The sequence below is a fragment of the Bradyrhizobium genomosp. I (2014) genome, assembly GCF_000261685.1.
Taxonomy (GTDB): domain Bacteria; phylum Pseudomonadota; class Alphaproteobacteria; order Rhizobiales; family Xanthobacteraceae; genus Bradyrhizobium.
On the sequence record NZ_AJQE01000098.1, the window covers coordinates 30,896 to 48,166 of the forward strand.

A 17,271-nucleotide genomic window follows, 5' to 3' on the forward strand; every position below is an offset into this window, starting at 1 on the left:
TTCGGTGGACACGGTTCAACCTCCCCTCCTCGGCCGGACAAACGGAAGGATTCCCGGCCTAGTCAATGCGTGGCGGTGGCCGGTCGCGCGACGACAATTCGTCAGTGACACGTCGGCGAGATCAACGAAGCCACCATCGCTGACGGCCCGACAGGCCTGGGCCACCTGGATTGCGGCCGCGACGACCGCTGTCGACGGCACGCCGAGACTGCGGCCAGCAATCATCAACGCCCCGCAGTGATCGATTCGACCGGCGTCGACGAGCTCTTGGAGAGCCGGGACAAGAGGAACTTCCAAGTGACCGTCCTGCTGGAGCCAAGCCTTCTCGGGCGAGCGCCTCCCGGGGAAGCCGTGGAGCCGAATGTCGAAGATCTCCGACGGCGTGGAACCAAGGCCGGCGTCAACGACGAGATCGAAGTTCGAACCGGCCGCGGCGCGCCGAGCTGCGAGATTGTCGACGCCGACGATCGCCAGGCCGGGCTCGTCCGCCGAGCGCTTGGTGCCATCGACGAACCGGCTTTCGATGACCGTGGTGCCGAAGCCACGCGCCTCCGCCCACGACGCCGCGTTGCGGGCCTTTTTACGGCCGATCCAGTCCGGCTTGGTCAACAACTGGATGGCGAGATTGCCGACTTCGGACTTGTCCACGTCCTGAAGAAACAGGGAGACCATACCCGGATCGGCATACGGGAGAAGTCCAATGGTCCACAGCGCGGCCTGACCGAGATTGCCGAGCCCCAACATCCAGTACGCCGCTGGCAGGTAGGCGAGATCGATGCCGGCAGCGTCTTCGCAGCCCGGCGACAACGCCGACAATCTCGAAGTCCTGCGACAGGCGAGCTTGTCTCCGAGCACGACACTGCGGAAGACCTCGCCGATGCCCATAGCGGCCGCGATCACGCCGCCGATTTCGTTGCCGTCCCTGGGCGGATCGGCCGGCGCTGCGATGCCGACGACGCCTGCCCAGCCATCGGCCCAGCACAGCGCCCCGCCCTGTATCCGCCGGCGCTCGATACCGACGTGCAAGGCGACGGCGTGCGCGGGCGCAGCCGTAGAGCGGCATCCCGCGAGTTCGAGATGCCGACGGACGGGCCATCTGCCGAATTGCCCGACCACAGTCGTGTCGCCGAAATCGGAGCCGAGATAGACGCCACCGGGAAACATCCGCACGCCGCATTCCGCCGCTGTCAACAGCGCCGCCTGGATCCACGGCGCGCCAGTCGCGGCATCGGCGGTGAGAACAAGCGCGGCTTGATCGAGCCTTCTCCGCGCCTCGTCGTAGCGGAGATGACCGTCGCCGCGCATGAGCAGCTGCGCCAAGCGATCGTCTTCGATCGAAAGGTTCATGCGAACCTCCTGACCGCGAAGTAACTGCCGGCATCATCGCTGCGATCGGCCCACTGCCGACGACCGCGATATTCGTAGATGCCGATTTCGCCAGGCAGATACGCGCGATCCGCGAAATTCGGCACGATGATCGCGACGTGCCCGACTTCGGGGATCATCGGGTTGTCGCGATCGGTCTGGCTCTGGCCGACACCGCCGCCGGGATGGGTGTGGACGTCGGCCACGACCTCCAGTCCTTCGCGCCGGCATAGATCCCAGACGATGTCCATCTTCGAACCATCGAACAGGATCGCACCCTGCAACGCGTGCGGATCGACATCGTCGTATGGCAGAAACGCTTCTATCGTCCTGAGGCCGTCGACCCCGCGGCCGAGAAGGAAACCGCCGCTCTCGCGATGACCCCGGCCGCGCTCACGCAGCAGTGACAACGTTTCCAGCCACAAACTCCTGCGGCAGTTCAAGCGCCGCGGCGGGAAGACTAGCGCTCGAATATTCCGTAGAATCGAGAAGGCCATGCACGGTCTCCAGCAGAAAGATGATCGTCTTGTCGGCAGTCCAGCAGAGTTCCTGGTACTGACCGGGCCAGTGGCTCCGCGCCAGCCGGTCGACTGGATGATAGAGGCACGGCGTCGACCACTGGGCGAACGAGACCATCGTGCCGCCTTGCTTGTTCTTGGGCCGGTGCGCATCAGCGAGCGCCTGGTCGTCGCGGCCATGCCAAAGCTGAGAGGTCGGCGCCGTCGCCGGGTATCCGGAACAGTCCGACCGCAGCAGGAAACCGGTCGGACCGCCGAGACGAACCGGTGCCGCGACGAAGAACATCGCGATCGGAAACTTGATGCCGAGCAAGGCCCAGCGACCTCGGCGCATGCCGACCTTAAAGGTCGGCGATGCCAGATCGCGCATGAGCGCGTTATGATCGGGTCCCATGGTCTAGCCCTGCGGCTTCACCTTGAAGACGAGATCGAGGACGATCGACTTCTCGCCGCGAGCCACCTGGCCCAGATGCGAGTCCGGCGGCAGCACGTGGCCGTCGTGCTTCAGCTGGAAGTCGATCGGGTCCTCGGTCGAGGCAAGCTGGCTGACCGCCCACTTCGTCACCTTCGCGATCGTCGCCGACGGACGGAAGGGATGCTCGACGTGACGGCCCTGGTAGCGGACCGTGGTCGCGATCTTGCCGGGCTTGGCGACATGAAGCGGCGCGAACTCGACCGACAGATGCTCGATCAGGACCGCGTCGTGACCGAGCGGCTCCTCGGCGTCCTCGACATAGACCTCGATCAAGCCTTCGATCCCGGTCTTGGTGACGGCGATCTCGACGAACTCCGTCACGGTGGTGGTGGAACCGATCTCCGCTTCGTAATGGCCGGTGCCTTCTGTCGCAAACACGACCATCAGGCGGTCTTCAACAATATCGCTCATGGGTAGTCCTTCTCGCTGGCGGTCGGGGAAGCCGAACCGCGCGGATTGCACTCTTACGGACAAGCCGTCCTCCAATGCCGTTCCGCTTCCCCGGCTCGGATCGCCGGACTAGAATGTGATTCGGGTCCAGCACTGGACTATCCATATATAGACTAAATCTTTAAAAAGTCTACAACGAGACAGGAGGAGGTATGACAGCACCACCCCGAGAACAAGAAGAAGAGAGACGTGAGCACGATGCTGAGGCCGCTCTCAGAGCATTCTTCGGAATTGCCGCACTGTGGGAATTGTCGACCGACGAGCAGATCAAACTTCTTGGTTCGCCGCCTCGCTCAACGTTCTTCAAATGGAAGAAGGAAGGCGGCGCGCTTTCGAACGACACCGTCGAGCGTCTGTCGCACATACTCAACATCCACAAATGTTTGCAAATCTTGTTCACCGACGATGGCGCCAGCGACGGCTGGATCAGAAGGCCTAACCAAGCGCCGTTCCTGAATGGGATCTCAGCAATCGACTACATGACCGAGACAGGCCATGTAGCGGACGTGTTCAAGGTTAGAAGCTACCTAGACGCGCAGCGCGGGGGTTGAATTGAAGCGTGAGCCGAAGAGGCAGATCGATTGGTCAAGCTGCTACAGGCTGATTCCGTCGCGATTCCCCCCCGTGGAGCTTTACGCCGGTGTGGCTTCACCAGAAGATTGGGACGCGATCAAACGCATCGAAGCGTCCACTAACCCTCGCCTTCGGAAAGGCGTCCTTCTGCCTGAGGATGAAGGTAGGGTGGAGCAGCACTGGTTGGTCGCGCCATTTGCCTACCCCGATCCGGAACCGTCCGCTTACGGTGATGGATCTTTCGGCTTTTCGATCGTTGCCGAGACGCTTCACTCGGCTCTCTTGCTCGCAATCGCGCGACGCGAAATCTTCCTTCGTCGCACCGCCGAAGGACCATGCCGGCTAGTGATGCGCGTGATCAAAGTACCGTTGAAGGCAGCTTTCACCGATCTCACCGACCTGAAGACTGACGACCCAACCCTGAGAACGCGTATCGCCGAACTGCGCGCCAACAAATCATACGGAGTGCTCGTGCGGGGACCGCGAGGAGCGGGCAACCCGTTGGCGGTGGTGCTTAGACCAACGGCCTTTGTGCCGCCCGCCGCACAGACTGAGCACTTCTGCTTCCTGTGGAACGGCGAGAGGATTCACAAGCTGTTTTCGCTTCCAGCCGAAACCAAAGTCATCGTACCCGAGGACCTTTTGAAATCGGAATCTGACACCGCCGCCTGATCCGGCCAAATCTCGCAATGCGGATTGTTCGCCCAACAAACGAGAGGGAGGATAGGTTCGGCTGGTACGCGGTCATGTAGGCGGTCCGCACGGTGCTGCTGCTGCTGATGCTGATCCTGTGGGTGGTGCGCGACCTGCGTGCCAACGTCGGTCTGGCGGCTTACGAGGAGACCAGCGCATCCGGGCGCCACGACCGCCCGACCGTTCAGGTCCCGGCGTCGGCACGGGTGGGCCATGATGCTGGTCGCGATGCGGAAAAAGCGGCCGATGACGATGGTACCAAGGCATCCAAGCTCGGCATTAGTTTTAAGTCATATTGCCTGATTATGAGCTAAAACTAATATCCTCAAGATATTGCGTAAAACTCATAAATCCGTTATATGTCTTAAAACTCATAGGGATGATCGGCATGATTTTAAAGACAATCAGCGACTTAGGGCTGGCTGTCCGGGAAGCCCGTCATCGGCGGAAGCTGACCCAAAAGCAACTTGCCGAGACGCTAGGGACCACTCAGGAATGGATCTCGCAATTCGAGACCGGCCGCCTAGAGAACCCGAGCCTCGGAACGGTGCTAAAGGCCTTCGCCACGCTGGGGATCGACCTGAACATCGACAGTCTGCCGAAGTCTGCACGGAACGACGACTTGGACACCGGTGATCTCGCGCTCGACGAGCCAAGCTTCCTCAAGGGACGGCGGCGATGAGTAAATTCATGAACGTCCTGATGGGCGGCGTACCGATCGGCCGTCTCGAGCAGATGGATACCGGCGTCCTCGCCATCGAGTACGCCGATCGTTGGCTCGCCGCCGACAGGGTCCAGATCCCGCTTTCGATGTCCCTGCCTCTCGCCGCCAAGAAGCACTCCGGCGCGAAGGTGGCCAACTATCTCTGGAATCTGCTTCCGGACAACGACCAGACCCTGCAGAAATGGGGACAGATATACGGCGTGTCCCCGAACAGCGCGTTCGCTCTGCTGTCGAAGGTCGGAGAGGACTGCGCGGGCGCGATCCAGATCGTCACCGACGAGTGGATGGACGCCAACGCTAATTCGCCCGGGGAAGTCCAGTGGATCGACGAGGCGGAGGTCGCGAACCGCCTCAAGCGCTTGCGCGAGGAGAGAACCTGGACGGGCCGTCGCGACGGCGACCGAGGACATTTCAGTCTCGCCGGCGCGCAGCCGAAGATGGCCTTGCTGTTCGACGGAAAGCGGTGGGGCGTACCGAGCGGCCGCCTGGCGACTACGCACATCCTCAAGCCGCCGATGCCTCACCTCCGAGGCACGACCGAGAACGAGTACGCGTGCCTGCGTCTCGCGAACCACGTCGGGATCACGGCGGCCGAAGTTAAGGTCGGGAAATTTGGCGAAGAGGTCGCGATCGTCGTCACCCGGTACGACCGCGAGATCGACAAGGACGGCGTCGTCAGACGCTTCCACCAAGAAGACATGTGCCAGGCGCTCGGTGTGCATCCGGCCGTCAAGTACCAGAGCGATGGCGGCCCCTCGATCGAGCAGATCTCCAACGACGTGCTGCGCTACGCCACCGATCCAGAGGCGGACAAGGCCGCGTTCGCCGACATGATCGCCTTCAACTTCCTGGTGCTCGGTACCGACGCGCACGCGAAGAACTTCTCTGTCATCCAGCTCCCGGGTCGGCGGATGTTTCTTGCGCCGCTCTACGACGTTCTGAGCTTCGTGCCTTACGACGACGACGAACATGAGCGGCGGCGACTGCGCATGGCGATGAAGATTGGCGGCTATTACAAGTTCTCAGAAGTCCTGCCGCGGCATTGGAGACGCCAGGCGGAACTGATGAAAATGGATCCCGACGAGATGATCGCGCGATTGGTGGCGCTCGGCGAGAAGATTCCCGACGCGCTAAGCGACGTAGTGAAGGAGGCGAGGGTCGAGGGCCTGAAAGAACCGGTGCTTGACACGATGCTGGACGGAATCTCCGCGCGCGGCAAAGCGATCGTGCAGCAATACTCGGCGTGAACACGCCGCGCCTGAAATCGTCGACTACTTGCAGGTGAACGATGGCCTACCCGGATCTTTGCGCGAAATTGAGGAAGGCTCTCGCTCGCTATGCGAGAGTTGCATTTGGGAAAAATCTAGATGCGATCCTCCAAGCCCGTGGCCATGAATTGGTTTTGATTGGGATAGATTCCAAGAATAGCGCTACCTCGATATTTGCGGAATGAACCCAAACGACTTCAAAATCATCGAAAGCAAGGGTTTCTTCGACAACGACGCCGGCTTCCGGGTCGGCGCTCACAAGCTGCTGGGCCTGTCCAAGCCGACCGATGTCTTCTTGTTAAACGCCGATTACTTCACGGTCGACGAAAAGCGCGCAGTGCCCCTGATCGTGCATGAGTTGGCGCACTTTTTCGACCAGATCGACGAAGAGCCAGCCATCGAAACAAATGACGATGAAAATGCTGAGGCGATACTAAAGTCGCTACGGCCGGAAGTCTTAGTGCGAGAACACACTAAGCGATGGGCGCTACACTTCGCCCGCGCTGCTCGCGTGCTGCAGGTTAAGAACCTGACACCATATTCCACGATTGGAAAGTTCTTGGACGCGGCGATCCCATCAGACGATCGGGATGGTCCAGTTCGGGCTCGAAAAGGCTGGTAAGGGCACGTTGCAGGACGACCAGAGCGGCGACCGATAACATCCTTACGGATATCCGCGATCATAATCGTCGGTATCGTCGTCGGCACCATGATGATGGTGAAGCCGACGTGCTGTTGTCGATACCGGCGGCGATTAACTTCGATGGCGGGCATGCCGACACGCCATCCGCTAGATTCTGGATAACTATTTGTACGAGGGTTGTACGCAAATTACAGAATCGGCGAGGCTTCGGGACGCGGAACGTCCGTAAATGCCTTATTTTACTGGGCAAAGGCGTGTTGGAGCGGGCGAAGGGAATCGAACCCTCGTATGCAGCTTGGGAAGCTGCCGTTCTACCATTGAACTACGCCCGCTCATGCGCGCTTCGCGCCCATCCTGATTAGCCGAGACGGCGCCTCCCGCCAAGCGGTTTGGCGCGCCCGGCCCGACGGTTGTTAACGTCCTGACAAGATTTCCAGGTGCGCCGGATTGTGGCGGTGTTATGATCGCGCGTCTGGGGAAAAACGTGCACTGAGCGGGGCGTGTGCATGGTGGGGCGCGCGTACGCGATATTCGACACGGCGCTGGGGCGCTGCGCCATCATCTGGAGCAGCACCGGCGTGGTCGCCGTGCAATTGCCGGAGGCGCGGGAGATCGATACCCGCCGCCGGATTTTCCAGGTCCATCCCGAGGCGCGCGAGCAGCGCCCGTCCGAGAACGCCGAGCTTGCGATCGAGGGCATCACAGGCCTGCTGCAAGGCGCCGAGCCGGATTTCTCCGGCGTCAGCCTGGACGCCGGCGGGGTGCCCGGCTTCAACCGGCGGGTCTACGAGCACACCTGTACGATCCCGCGCGGCGAAACGCGCACCCACCACGAAATCGCCAAGGCACTGGGCGCGTCCGGCGCCGTGCACTCGGTGGCGCAGGCAATCGCCAGAAATCCCTACATGCTGATCGTGCCCTGCCACCGGGTGCTGGAGGCCGGCAATTATACCGATCGGCACTCGCCCTATGGCGGCGTGATCTCCAAGCGGCGGCTGCTGGCGCTCGAAGGCGCCCATCCCATCGCCAGCAAGACGCTGTTCGAGGTGCTGCTACCCGTTGCTCCGCCGAGACCGTCCACCTAGATAAGACGGCATGGACGCCACCACGCTGTTGACGACGCCATCGATGACGGTCTCCGAATTTCGCTGCGATGCGGGACCGGACGACACGCCGTTTGCCGAATGCCGCGGCGGCCATTCCATCGCCTATGTTCGCTCGGGCAGCTTCGGCTGCCATTGCCGTGCGGGCTTCTTCGAGCTGGTGGCAGGCTCGATGCTGGTTGGTGCCCCCGGTGAGGAATACACCTGCACGCATGAGCATGTCAGCGGCGACGTCTGCCTCGGCTTCTTCCTCAGCGCGGAGCTGGTCGAGACTCTCGGTGGACAGCGCGCGGTCTGGCAGGTCGGCGCGACGCCGCCGCTGCCCGAGCTGATGGTGCTGGGCGAGCTGGCCCAGACGGCAGCAGATGGCAACAGCGACCTCGGCGTCGACGAGATCGGCCAGATCCTGGCCGGCCGCTTCGTGGATGTTGTGTCCGGCAAGGCGCGCAAGCCGGCGACGCCGACCGCGCGCGACCGCCGCCGCGCGGTGGAGGCCGCGCTGTGGATCGACCACAACTCGCATGCCGAAGTCGATCTCGAACAGGCAGCAAAGCAGGCCGGTCTCAGCCCGTTCCATTTCCTGCGGCTGTTCTCGAGCGTGCTCGGCGTCACCCCGCACCAATATCTGGTGCGCTCGCGGCTGCGGCACGCCGCGCGCAAGCTTGCCGACGACGACATCGCGGTCACCGACATCGCCTATGACGTCGGCTTCGGCGATCTCTCCAATTTCGTCCGCACCTTCCATCGCGCCGCCGGGGTATCGCCGACCAGGTTCCGCCAGGCCTCGAAGGGGATGCGCAAGATTCTCCAAGAGCGGCTTGCGCTCAACTGATTAGGGTCGTTTCCGGCGCGCGCCAGTTTCGGCGCGCCTTGCAATGGAGACGATCATGTATGACCACATCGGATTGCGCGTTGCCGACCTCGACGCCGCCACGCGCTTCTACACCGCGGTGCTCGCCCCGCTCGGCTATGTCCTCTGCTCCAGCGGCGACGGTTATGCCGGCTTCGGGCCGAAAGGCGAGACGGCGCTGTGGCTGCATCTCAACAAGGGCCGCAAGGCCGATGGCGCGCATATCGCGTTTCGCGCCAAAGATCATGACGCGGTCAAGGCGTTCCACAGCGAAGGGCTGAAGAGCGGCGGCCGCGACAATGGCGGTGCCGGGCCGCGCAGGGATTACAGCCCGACCTATTACGCGGCGTTCCTGATCGACCCCGACGGCAACAATGTCGAGGCGGTTTGTAGCTGAGTTTGTTGCACCGTCATTCCGGCGTGATCCGAAGGACCGAACCCGGAATCTCGAGATTCTCCGGCGCGCAACGGCGCGCCGTAGTTCGCGCTTCGCGCGCCCCGGAATGACTCCATCTGATGAGAAAGAATCATGGCCTCCATCCTGAACGACATCCCCCTTCCCGCCTCCGCGCACGACGTCTGGGATGCGGTGCGCGACTTCGGCGCGCTGCATCAGCGGCTGGTGCCGGGCTTCGTCACCGCCTGCACGCTCGACGGCGATGCGCGCATCGTCACCTTCGCCAACGGCTCGGTCGCGCGCGAGGTGCTGGTCGATTGCGACGATGCGCGGCAGCGCCTCGTCTATGCAATCAACAACGAGCGGCTGAAGCATTACAGCGCCTCGGTGCAGGTGATCGCCGACGGCGAGCGGAGAAGCCGCCTGGTGTGGATCATCGACATGCTGCCGAACGAGCTTGCGCCTTACGTTCAGGGACAGACCAAGGACGCCGTCATCGCCATGCAAAAGGCTTTTCCGGCCGCCGCGGCCTGACTGCCCTCTGTGAGTTTTCTCACAGAGCTCCGCCCTCGCCGTCCGCAATCATGCCCGCGTGCGTCCGGTTGGCTCCGCTCTCCCGGCGGCGCAGCGCACGCGAGGAGCATGCCATGAAAGGTGCGGACAAGGTGATCTGCCAGGCAGCCGCCGTGCTGCTGCTGTTTTCCTTCGCGAGCACGCCGGCGAAGGCGCAGTTCGCAGGCTTCGGCGGCGGGGGTGCCGGCGGCGAGGACATGATGACCCAGATGGCGCCGATGCTGGAGATGATGAAGGCGAAGATGGGCAAGCGCCGCTTCGCCATGCTGATGCAGACCATGGGTCCGATGATGAGCCGCATGATCGAGAACGGCGGCGGCGGGCCCGGCGGAGTGACAGGCGGCAGTTTTGGCGGCGGATTCGGTGCGCCCAATTACGGCGGCTACACGCCGATGGGCGGAGGCACCATGCCGGCCGGGTTCGGTGGCGGCGACATCATGGGCATGATCGGCGGCGCCGGTGGCAGCGAGATGATGGCGATGATCCCGCAACTGATGCGGCTCGCCAATGTCGGTGGCGGCCATCGCCGCCGCAAGCATCGCTAGTCTAGTCGGTGGCGCCGGACAGAGCCGGCCTGATCGCAGTCTTGCTCCCGTGCGGCCCCCAACGCGTCAGCACCACGCTGGAGCATGACAGCACGCCGAGCACGACCATCGAGCTCGCGGCCAGCCAGAAGAAGCTTTGCGCACTGGCCTCGTGCGTCGACAGCCACCAGCCGACAGCGGCGATGTAGACCAGCCGCGCCGTCTGCGCCAGCACCGGTCCGATCACCTTGGCCGCGCCTTGCGAGGAGAAATACATCGTCGTTGCAAGGCCGAAGAAGGCGTAGAACGGCCCGACTGTCGAGAGATATTGATGGCTCGCCGCGCGCACGGCCACGCTGTCGGTGAAGATGTTGACCCAGAGATCGGGGAAGATCGCAACGAGACACGCCGGCGCGCCCACCGCCACGAAAGCGGCGGCACTGGCGGTCCAGGCGATGCGCCGGGCGCGCGCGATGCGGCCGGCGCCGATCGCCATCCCGACCATCGGCACACAGGCGATGCCGAACGAGAACGCGATCGAGGTCAGCAGAAACTCGAGTCGCGCGCCGATGCCGTAGCCGGCGAGGATCGCGGTACCGAACTTCGCCAGCATGTGGGTGAAGATCGAGATCGTCAGCACCGATTGCAGCGGCGAGAAGCAGGCGATGGCGCCGACCTTGAGGATGTCGAAAAACATCGCCCACTGGATGCGCAGGCCCCGAAGCTTCGGTGCGATCCGTGCGCGGCCGGAGAACAGGTACCAGCCCATGATGCAGACGTTCATGGAGTAGGCGATCAGCGCGCCGGCCGCGACGCCGCGCATGCCCAGCGGCGGAATGGGGCCGAGACCGAGGCCGAGCGTGCCGCCGAGCGCGATCTGCCAGACCGCGGAGTTGAGGATGAGGAACGACGGCAGCTTCATGTTGCCGGTGCCGCGCAGGACGCCCGCCATGGTGTTGAGCAACCAGGGCAGCACGGCGCCGCCGAAAAACACCTGCGTGTAGGCGATCGCATGCGCCAGCACATTGCCGCGGCCGCCGAGCATTTCGAGTACCGTGGGCCCGAAGATCAGCATGCCCAGCATGAAGACGAGGCCGAAGCTGATGCCGATCAGCATCGCATGCACCGCGAGCGTGCCGGCACGCTCGCGATCGCCGGCGCCGAGCGCGCGTGCGATGGCCGAGGCCACCGCACCGCCCATGGCGCCGCCCGACATCGTCATGGTCAGGATCACGGTCGGAAACACCAGCGCCATCGCCGCCAGCGCCTCGACACCGAGCCGGCCGACATACGAGGTCTCCGCGATCACCACGCAGATGCCGGCCGACAAGCCGATCACGTTCGGCCAGGCGAGGGACAGCAGCGTGCGCAGGATCGGCCCGTCGGTCAGCGCGCTCTTGACGGGGCGCGGGGGCGGCCGCAACGGTCGCTCTTGCTCATCGACCGGGATCTCGGCGATGTCCGACATGTCCTCTCCCGGGCAGGAGCACCATTTGCGGCGCGGCAATGAACAGGTGTGCCAATCAATCTATTCGCGCGCAGGGCGCGGCGGGGGCTTGTTAGCATGGTGCGCGCCGGTTCCTCCTGCGTCGGATGCAGGCGTGCCCTGCGGCAGCGCATTCCAATAGGTGAACTTACCCGATCGTCCAGACCAGTGGCGGACGGCCACCGACTGCGGAACGCATGTGCACGCCGATATGCCGGCCGCAACCCGCGGCGAGCCCTTCGACCAGTCCCTCCAGCACCCTCGTGCAAGCGCGGTGATGGTCGGCGACGTCGTCCATCAGCTTCCAGCTCCGCTGGCGGATTTCGAACGTGCCTTCTGATCGCGTCATCTCGGCCGCATCATCCTGCGCGGCGAGCAACGCGCTCAGGAACGATGCGAACTCGCTCGCACCGCCGCGGGTCATCGCCAGCGCCGAGGCAACCTCGTCGAAATATTGCATGCCGATCAGCTTGCCGGTGAGATGCAGGAGATAGCCGGCATCCTCCGGGCCGAACAGCTGCACCATCACGGGCGCAGCGGTGCGGACATATTCCATCGCGTAGTTGCGATAGGCTTTTTCCAGACGCGGCTTCGGCCAGCTCTCGACCGGCAGCGCCGGCGCGGTCTTCGCATCGAACAACGGCGCCTCCAGATGCCGCGAAAACACCAGGCGCTGGTCCAGCTCGAGCGGGTGGTCGTACTGGTGGTAGTAGCCTTCGAGCCCGTCCTGGCCGTCGACGCTCTGCTTGGTGCAGACGAAGCCCAGCCTGAGGTCGCCGAGCGCAACGCCGTTGTTGGCGTGCCAGCCGCGCAGCATCGCGCGGCTGACTTCGCCCGGCACGCCGCAGATCGCGGTGCCCTTCCAGATCCAGCGCGGCGGCGGATAGCGGATCCAGGCCTTGGTGTCGCTCTCATACATGTATTCGACATGCACGCCGCCGATCCAGTTGGAGAGGTAGTGATATTGCGCGGCGGCGACCGCCGGCGGCAGATGATCGATCCCGAGCTTCTTGAGGCCCGGCAGGAAGCGCTCCTGCTGCTGACGGCGAAACACGCGGAAGACGAACTCGGCGGCATCAGCGCTGCCGCGCCGCGTGACGACGGTGAGGATGAGGCCGGTGAAGCAGGCGTGATAGAGGTCGGCGACCGCGCGCCAGCGCTTCCATTGGGCTTCCTGCGCGGCGTCCAGAGCGGCGGCCATGTTCACTCCCGATCGTTGGTTTGATCGAGTGTGTCACTGCACCCGCCGGCAGGCAACATGAGGTCCATGCAGGGCGCTCTGCGCGAGCGATCGTCAATTCCGCATCACGAAGTTTGCGGCGGCGCCTTGGCCGCGCGCTCTCGCTCGACCCGCTCGGTGACATCGCGCGCCATTGCCACGGATCCGACCACGGCCCCACCGGCGTCCCGCACCAGCGCGAAGGTCATCTCGATGTAGAGCTTGCGGCCGCTCTGGTGCAGCGCGCGGGTCAGCGTCGGCTTGCCCGCAAGCTTCAGCGCGCCACTGGCGAGCGCGGCCTCGAAACCCTTCCAGTGCGCGGCGCGGAGATGCTCGGGAATGATCAGGTCGAGGTTCTGGCCCAGCGCTTCCGCGGCGGAGAAGCCGAACAAGACGGTCGACGCACGATTCCAGCGCGTGATCGTACCGGAGCGATCCGAATAGATCAGCGCGTCCGCGACATCGTTGAGGATGTTTGCGTCGAGTTGGGAATGATCGGTCATGTCATCACCTCGCAAGCAGCCCGGATTGGTTACGCATCCTGCCACACATTGGATGTCATCGCCCGACTTGATCGGGCGATCCAGTATTCCGAGACAGCAGTGATCGGATCGAGAGGCTGCGGCGTACTGGATGCCCCGGTCAAGCCGGGGCACGACAGTAGAGTGGGGGGCTACACCCGGAAATGCTTCGATAGTTTGAGGCCCTGGGCCTGATAATTGGAGCCGATGCGCTGGCCGTACATCGCGTCGGGGCGGGCGAGCATCTTTTCGTAGACGAGACGGCCGACGATCTGGCCGTGCTCGAGGATGAACGGCACCTCGCGCGAGCGCACCTCGAGCACGGCGCGCGCGCCCTGCCCGCCGGCGCCGGCATAGCCGAAGCCGGGATCGAAGAATCCGGCATAATGCACGCGGAACTCGCCGACCAGGGGATCGAACGGCACCATCTCCGCGGCGTAATCGGGCGGCACCTGCACGGCTTCCTTGGAGGCGAGAATGTAGAACTCGCCGGGATCGAGGATCAGGCTGCCGTCGGGGCGCGCCGAGATCGGCTCCCAGAAGTCTTCGACCGCGTAGCCGGAGCGGCGATCGACGTCGACGACGCCGGTGTGGCGCTTGGCGCGGTAGCCGACGAAGCCGTTGGCTTTCTCGCCCGATAGATCGACCGAGACGGCGACGCCGCCGGAGAGGTCGGCATCGTCGACGTCGACGAGACGCTCAGTGGCGTGCAGTGCATCGAGCTCGTCGGCGTTGAGGATGGCGTCGCCGGTGCGGAAGCGCACCTGGCTGAGGCGCGAGCCCTCGCGCACCAGCACTGGAAACGTCTTCGGGCTGATCTCGGCATAGAGCGGGCCATGATAGCCGGCGCCGATCATGTCGAAGCGGCGGGTGCCGTCGGCGATCACGCGGGTGAAGACGTCGAGCCGGCCGGTCGAGCTCTTCGGGTTGGCGGCCGCGACGATCTCCGGCGGCAGTGCCAGGCTTTCGAGCAGCGGCACGATATAGACGCAGTTGGTCTCCAGCACCGCGCCGTCGGCGAGGCTGAACTCGTGCAGCTTCAATTCGTCAATGCGCTCGGCGACGGTGGCGCCGGGACCTGGCAGGAAACTGGCGCGGACGCGATAGGCGATGTCGCCGAGACGCAGATCGAGGCTCGCCGGCTGGATCTGGCTCTCGACGAAGTCGTATTCGGGCAGGATGAGCCCCGCTTCCGCCATCGCCGCGATCATGCGGTCGGGCAGGATACCATTGGCGTCGGCGGCGACCGTGAAACTCAACCGGGGGCCCTCGTCAGGGGTCAAACGCATCCGCACATGCGGAAAATACCAAGCTTTTACGGCTATCCGATGGACGCCTTGACGGAAAGGGCATTGCGGAATATGAGCATCACTTATCCCGTGGTGATTTGAGCCGGCCGGCTTGCAGCCACGTTAAATAAGTCGCTAAACAGGCCGGGGACCTCTGTGATCCCGGCCCGTGGAGATATATCCAGGCCGGTTTTTTTGTGACCATTTCTGCTCGAATGGTCATGTCGGAGGGTCCTATGTCGAAGTCGCCTGCCAACTACCGTCCCGAAACCCGCCTGGTCCATTCCGGGACCCTGCGCTCGCAATTTGGCGAGACGTCGGAGGCGCTGTTCCTGACGCAAGGCTACGTCTACAACAGCGCCGAGGAGTGCGAGGCGCGGTTCAAGGGCGAGGATCCGGGCTTCATCTATTCGCGCTACTCCAACCCCACCATCGCGATGTTCGAGCGCCGCATGATCGAGCTCGAGGGTGCCGAGGCCGCCCGCTCGGCGGCGACCGGCATGGCCGCGGTGACGACCGCGATCCTGGCGCCGCTGAAGGCCGGCGATCACGTCGTGGCCTCGCGCGCGCTGTTCGGCTCATGCCTCTACGTCGTGCAGGACCTGTTGCCGCGCTACGGCATCGAGACCACGCTGGTCGACGGGCTCGATCTCGACCAGTGGCAGCGCGCGCTGAAGCCGAACACGAAGACGTTCTTCCTGGAGAGCCCGACCAACCCGACGCTGGATGTGCTCGACATTCCTGCCATCGCCGAGATCGCGCACAAGGGCGGCGCGCGGCTCGTCGTCGACAACGTGTTCGCCACGCCGATCTGGCAGAGCCCGCTCGCGCTGGGGGCCGACGTCGTCGTCTATTCCGCGACCAAGCATATCGACGGCCAGGGCCGGTGCCTGGGCGGCATCATCCTGTCCTCGGAGGCCTTCATCGCCGAGCACATCCACAATTTCATGCGCCAGACCGGCCCCTCGATCTCGCCGTTCAACGCCTGGGTTCTGCTCAAGGGCCTGGAGACGCTGGGCGTGCGCGTGCGGGCGCAGACCGATAACGCGGCGCGCATCGCCGACGCGCTGGCGAGCCATCCGAAGATTTCGCGGCTGGTTTTTCCCGGCCGCGCCGATCATCCGCAGGCGGCGCTGGTGAAAAAGCAGATGCGCGGCGGCTCGACGCTGGTCGGCTTCGAGGTCAAGGGCGGCAAAGCGGCGGCGTTCCGCGTGCTCAACGAACTGAAGCTCGCGAAGATCTCGAACAATCTCGGCGACGCCAAGAGCCTCGTCACGCATCCGGCGACGACGACGCATCAGCGCCTGAAGCCGGAGGACCGTGCCGCGCTCGGCATCAGCGAGGGGTTCATCCGCTTCTCCGCCGGGCTCGAGCATGCGGACGATCTGATCGAGGATCTGACGGCGGCGCTGGAGAAGGCGTGAGCGCTCTTACCCTCCCCTGGAGGGGGAGGGTCGCTTCGTATGGAGCGAAGCGAAATGCGAAGCGGGGTGGGGTGACGGTCTCTCCACCTCGTACGGTGCCCGAGTGGAGAGATCACCCCACCCCGCTCGCGCTGCGCGCGATCGACCCTCCCCCTCCAGGGGAGGGTGAAGTAAACCTACATCGGCCGGTACGTCCTCACGTCCGCGGGCACGTTCACCCCGAGCTTGATCTGGCCGACGGAACGGATGATGTCGTCACCCAACAGCTGAGCGAAGCAGGCGTAGCCCCAATCGTTCATGTGCAGCCCATCGGCGATCACGAAGCCCTCGACCGGAATGGCCTGCTTCTCATGCCAGTCGCGCATCACCTCGAAGCGCGGGAAGATTCCGACGTGACGGAGCTCGGCGACCTTGCCGAGCAGCTTCACCATCTTGCCGGCGCTCTCGGCGCGCTGATTGACGGCCGGCGAATATTGCGGATCGACCAGCACGATGTCGGCGTCGCCCGCAGCCTGGATGCGGCTGATGCCGTCCTCCACCAGCTTGGCGGTGTCGCCGGGATCGAGATTGCGCAGCACGGCGTTGGTGCCGACCTGCCAGATCACGAGATCCGGGTGCACGTCGATCACCTGCGTCTGGAGGCGCCTCATCATCTCGGGGGCGTCCTCGCCGCCGACGCCGGCATTGATGACGCTGATGTCGGCGGTCGGATAGTGCCGGCGGAGCTGCGCCGCGAGACGATTGGGGTAATTGAACTCCGGCGAGCTCGCGCCGAACCCTTGAGTCGAGGACGAGCCGAACGCGACGATGACGACGGGCCGGCCGGCGACGAGCTTGCCGGCAACGTGCGGCAGCGAGCCCATCGCCTTCGAGCCGCCCTTCGGCGGCAGGCAGGGCACACGGTTGAAGATGTCGGCGGCGGATTTGGCGGCCTGCTTCACCTTGTCGAGGGCGCGCGCCGCGATGCCACGCGGCTCGGGCGAAGTCGCGGCGACGGTGGTCTGGGAGGGCGATGTCGGGGCGGGATCAGCCGACTGCGCGGCGGCGGGCGTCGCCGGCGCGGCTTGCGTCTGCGCATGCGACTGCGCGGCCGGCGTCAGCACCAGCAGCACTGCTGCTGCGAACCCGGCCAGCCATGACGTCAGGCAAAAAGGGCGGAGAGAACTCATTAACGCT

21 protein-coding genes, 1 tRNA gene and 1 riboswitch are annotated in these 17,271 nt (G+C 64.2%); of the genes, 12 read left to right on the forward strand and 10 right to left on the reverse strand.

Annotated features, from left to right (window positions below):
- Positions 1–15 precede the first annotated feature (15 nt).
- Genes IC50_RS09460 through IC50_RS09475 form a run of 4 tightly spaced genes read right to left on the reverse strand, consistent with a single transcriptional unit; the run spans position 16 to position 2,769 of the window.
- A complete protein-coding gene (locus IC50_RS09460) occupies positions 16–1,347 on the reverse strand; it encodes a hypothetical protein (protein WP_035703330.1) in 1,332 nt (443 codons plus the stop codon).
- On the reverse strand, positions 1,344–1,775 hold the full coding sequence (locus tag IC50_RS41205; RefSeq protein ID WP_157460927.1) for a Mov34/MPN/PAD-1 family protein: 432 nt from the start codon (positions 1,773–1,775) through the stop codon (positions 1,344–1,346). The genes IC50_RS09460 and IC50_RS41205 overlap by 4 nt, the downstream gene beginning before the upstream one ends.
- Positions 1,759–2,277 (reverse strand): DUF7665 family protein, encoded by a 519-nt coding sequence (locus IC50_RS41210; protein ID WP_035703333.1) that lies wholly within the window; start codon positions 2,275–2,277, stop codon positions 1,759–1,761. Before IC50_RS41210 ends, IC50_RS41205 begins: the two co-directional genes overlap by 17 nt.
- Before the next feature lie 3 nt (positions 2,278–2,280).
- Complete coding sequence (locus IC50_RS09475) at positions 2,281–2,769, reverse strand: hypothetical protein (protein WP_035703334.1); 489 nt, start codon at positions 2,767–2,769, stop codon at positions 2,281–2,283.
- 191 nt (positions 2,770–2,960) lie between these two features.
- On the opposite strand from IC50_RS09475, the gene IC50_RS09480 reads away from it, so the two are divergent.
- From IC50_RS09480 to IC50_RS09505, 6 genes are all read left to right on the forward strand, one after another.
- On the forward strand, positions 2,961–3,359 hold the full coding sequence (locus IC50_RS09480) for an antitoxin Xre-like helix-turn-helix domain-containing protein (RefSeq protein WP_050990952.1): 399 nt from the start codon (positions 2,961–2,963) through the stop codon (positions 3,357–3,359).
- Between the two features lie 73 nt (positions 3,360–3,432).
- A complete protein-coding gene (locus IC50_RS38405; protein WP_050990953.1) occupies positions 3,433–4,053 on the forward strand; it encodes an RES family NAD+ phosphorylase in 621 nt (206 codons plus the stop codon).
- A gap of 92 nt (positions 4,054–4,145) precedes the next feature.
- The gene (locus IC50_RS09490; RefSeq protein ID WP_035703337.1) at positions 4,146–4,388 is read left to right on the forward strand and encodes a hypothetical protein; all 243 of its coding nucleotides are present in this window, start codon (positions 4,146–4,148) and stop codon (positions 4,386–4,388) included.
- Positions 4,389–4,462: 74 nt separating this feature from the next.
- On the forward strand, positions 4,463–4,756 hold the full coding sequence (locus IC50_RS09495) for a helix-turn-helix transcriptional regulator (protein WP_157460931.1): 294 nt from the start codon (positions 4,463–4,465) through the stop codon (positions 4,754–4,756).
- A complete protein-coding gene (locus tag IC50_RS09500) occupies positions 4,753–6,045 on the forward strand; it encodes a type II toxin-antitoxin system HipA family toxin (RefSeq protein WP_035703343.1) in 1,293 nt (430 codons plus the stop codon). The genes IC50_RS09495 and IC50_RS09500 overlap by 4 nt, the downstream gene beginning before the upstream one ends.
- Positions 6,046–6,247: 202 nt before the next feature.
- Positions 6,248–6,688: a hypothetical protein gene (locus IC50_RS09505; protein WP_035703345.1), complete on the forward strand. Its 441-nt coding sequence runs from the start codon at positions 6,248–6,250 to the stop codon at positions 6,686–6,688.
- A 279-nt stretch (positions 6,689–6,967) separates the two neighbouring features.
- On the opposite strand, the gene IC50_RS09510 is transcribed toward IC50_RS09505, so the two are convergent.
- Positions 6,968–7,041 (reverse strand) — tRNA-Gly (locus IC50_RS09510).
- A gap of 174 nt (positions 7,042–7,215) precedes the next feature.
- On the opposite strand from IC50_RS09510, the gene IC50_RS09515 reads away from it, so the two are divergent.
- The 5 genes from IC50_RS09515 to IC50_RS09535 all read left to right on the forward strand — a co-directional run bounded on the left by IC50_RS09515 (position 7,216) and on the right by IC50_RS09535 (position 10,177).
- Entirely contained in the window at positions 7,216–7,794 is a 579-nt protein-coding gene (locus tag IC50_RS09515; protein ID WP_035703405.1) for a methylated-DNA--[protein]-cysteine S-methyltransferase, read from the forward strand.
- A gap of 10 nt (positions 7,795–7,804) precedes the next feature.
- A complete protein-coding gene (locus IC50_RS09520; RefSeq protein ID WP_035703347.1) occupies positions 7,805–8,644 on the forward strand; it encodes a helix-turn-helix transcriptional regulator in 840 nt (279 codons plus the stop codon).
- A gap of 55 nt (positions 8,645–8,699) precedes the next feature.
- The gene (locus IC50_RS09525; RefSeq protein WP_035703408.1) at positions 8,700–9,059 is read left to right on the forward strand and encodes a VOC family protein; all 360 of its coding nucleotides are present in this window, start codon (positions 8,700–8,702) and stop codon (positions 9,057–9,059) included.
- A 132-nt stretch (positions 9,060–9,191) separates the two neighbouring features.
- Positions 9,192–9,593 carry an SRPBCC family protein gene (locus IC50_RS09530; protein WP_035703348.1) on the forward strand — a complete coding sequence of 134 codons (402 nt, stop codon included), beginning with the start codon at positions 9,192–9,194 and terminating at the stop codon, positions 9,591–9,593.
- A 113-nt stretch (positions 9,594–9,706) separates the two neighbouring features.
- Positions 9,707–10,177, forward strand: a complete 471-nt coding sequence (locus tag IC50_RS09535; RefSeq protein ID WP_035703410.1) for a hypothetical protein — start codon at positions 9,707–9,709, stop codon at positions 10,175–10,177.
- A 1-nt stretch (position 10,178) separates the two neighbouring features.
- Here the strand turns inward: IC50_RS09535 and IC50_RS09540 are convergent, their stop codons facing one another.
- The 4 genes from IC50_RS09540 to IC50_RS09555 form a co-directional block, all read right to left on the reverse strand.
- Positions 10,179–11,624 (reverse strand): MATE family efflux transporter, encoded by a 1,446-nt coding sequence (locus IC50_RS09540; protein ID WP_035703349.1) that lies wholly within the window; start codon positions 11,622–11,624, stop codon positions 10,179–10,181.
- Between the two features lie 166 nt (positions 11,625–11,790).
- A complete protein-coding gene (locus IC50_RS09545; RefSeq protein ID WP_035703350.1) occupies positions 11,791–12,843 on the reverse strand; it encodes a hypothetical protein in 1,053 nt (350 codons plus the stop codon).
- A 104-nt stretch (positions 12,844–12,947) separates the two neighbouring features.
- The gene (locus tag IC50_RS09550) at positions 12,948–13,364 is read right to left on the reverse strand and encodes a PAS domain-containing protein (protein WP_035703351.1); all 417 of its coding nucleotides are present in this window, start codon (positions 13,362–13,364) and stop codon (positions 12,948–12,950) included.
- A 170-nt stretch (positions 13,365–13,534) separates the two neighbouring features.
- Positions 13,535–14,671, reverse strand: a complete 1,137-nt coding sequence (locus IC50_RS09555; protein ID WP_085973654.1) for a 2'-deoxycytidine 5'-triphosphate deaminase — start codon at positions 14,669–14,671, stop codon at positions 13,535–13,537.
- A gap of 80 nt (positions 14,672–14,751) precedes the next feature.
- A riboswitch (SAM riboswitch) is annotated at positions 14,752–14,831 on the forward strand.
- Between the two features lie 76 nt (positions 14,832–14,907).
- Between IC50_RS09555 and IC50_RS09560 the strand changes: the two genes are divergently transcribed.
- The gene (locus IC50_RS09560; RefSeq protein WP_035703355.1) at positions 14,908–16,095 is read left to right on the forward strand and encodes an O-succinylhomoserine sulfhydrylase; all 1,188 of its coding nucleotides are present in this window, start codon (positions 14,908–14,910) and stop codon (positions 16,093–16,095) included.
- Between the two features lie 176 nt (positions 16,096–16,271).
- Here IC50_RS09560 and IC50_RS09565 read toward each other — a convergent pair whose 3' ends face one another.
- Positions 16,272–17,264, reverse strand: a complete 993-nt coding sequence (locus tag IC50_RS09565) for an SGNH/GDSL hydrolase family protein (RefSeq protein ID WP_035703358.1) — start codon at positions 17,262–17,264, stop codon at positions 16,272–16,274.
- Positions 17,265–17,271: the final 7 nt, after the last annotated feature.

Coding starts and splice junctions, on each gene's coding strand:
- IC50_RS09545 (WP_035703350.1), bottom strand. CDS start 12,843: ATGGCCGCCGCTCTGGACGCCGCGCAGGAAGCCCAATGGAAGCGCTGG.
- IC50_RS09555 (WP_085973654.1), bottom strand. CDS start 14,671: ATGCGTTTGACCCCTGACGAGGGCCCCCGGTTGAGTTTCACGGTCGCC.
- IC50_RS09550 (WP_035703351.1), bottom strand. CDS start 13,364: ATGACCGATCATTCCCAACTCGACGCAAACATCCTCAACGATGTCGCG.
- IC50_RS09505 (WP_035703345.1), top strand. CDS start 6,248: ATGAACCCAAACGACTTCAAAATCATCGAAAGCAAGGGTTTCTTCGAC.
- IC50_RS09525 (WP_035703408.1), top strand. CDS start 8,700: ATGTATGACCACATCGGATTGCGCGTTGCCGACCTCGACGCCGCCACG.
- IC50_RS09565 (WP_035703358.1), bottom strand. CDS start 17,264: ATGAGTTCTCTCCGCCCTTTTTGCCTGACGTCATGGCTGGCCGGGTTC.
- IC50_RS09560 (WP_035703355.1), top strand. CDS start 14,908: ATGTCGAAGTCGCCTGCCAACTACCGTCCCGAAACCCGCCTGGTCCAT.
- IC50_RS09475 (WP_035703334.1), bottom strand. CDS start 2,769: ATGAGCGATATTGTTGAAGACCGCCTGATGGTCGTGTTTGCGACAGAA.
- IC50_RS09530 (WP_035703348.1), top strand. CDS start 9,192: ATGGCCTCCATCCTGAACGACATCCCCCTTCCCGCCTCCGCGCACGAC.
- IC50_RS09495 (WP_157460931.1), top strand. CDS start 4,463: ATGATTTTAAAGACAATCAGCGACTTAGGGCTGGCTGTCCGGGAAGCC.
- IC50_RS09515 (WP_035703405.1), top strand. CDS start 7,216: ATGGTGGGGCGCGCGTACGCGATATTCGACACGGCGCTGGGGCGCTGC.
- IC50_RS09520 (WP_035703347.1), top strand. CDS start 7,805: ATGGACGCCACCACGCTGTTGACGACGCCATCGATGACGGTCTCCGAA.
- IC50_RS09500 (WP_035703343.1), top strand. CDS start 4,753: ATGAGTAAATTCATGAACGTCCTGATGGGCGGCGTACCGATCGGCCGT.
- IC50_RS09535 (WP_035703410.1), top strand. CDS start 9,707: ATGAAAGGTGCGGACAAGGTGATCTGCCAGGCAGCCGCCGTGCTGCTG.
- IC50_RS09540 (WP_035703349.1), bottom strand. CDS start 11,624: ATGTCGGACATCGCCGAGATCCCGGTCGATGAGCAAGAGCGACCGTTG.
- IC50_RS09460 (WP_035703330.1), bottom strand. CDS start 1,347: ATGAACCTTTCGATCGAAGACGATCGCTTGGCGCAGCTGCTCATGCGC.
- IC50_RS41210 (WP_035703333.1), bottom strand. CDS start 2,277: ATGGGACCCGATCATAACGCGCTCATGCGCGATCTGGCATCGCCGACC.
- IC50_RS09480 (WP_050990952.1), top strand. CDS start 2,961: ATGACAGCACCACCCCGAGAACAAGAAGAAGAGAGACGTGAGCACGAT.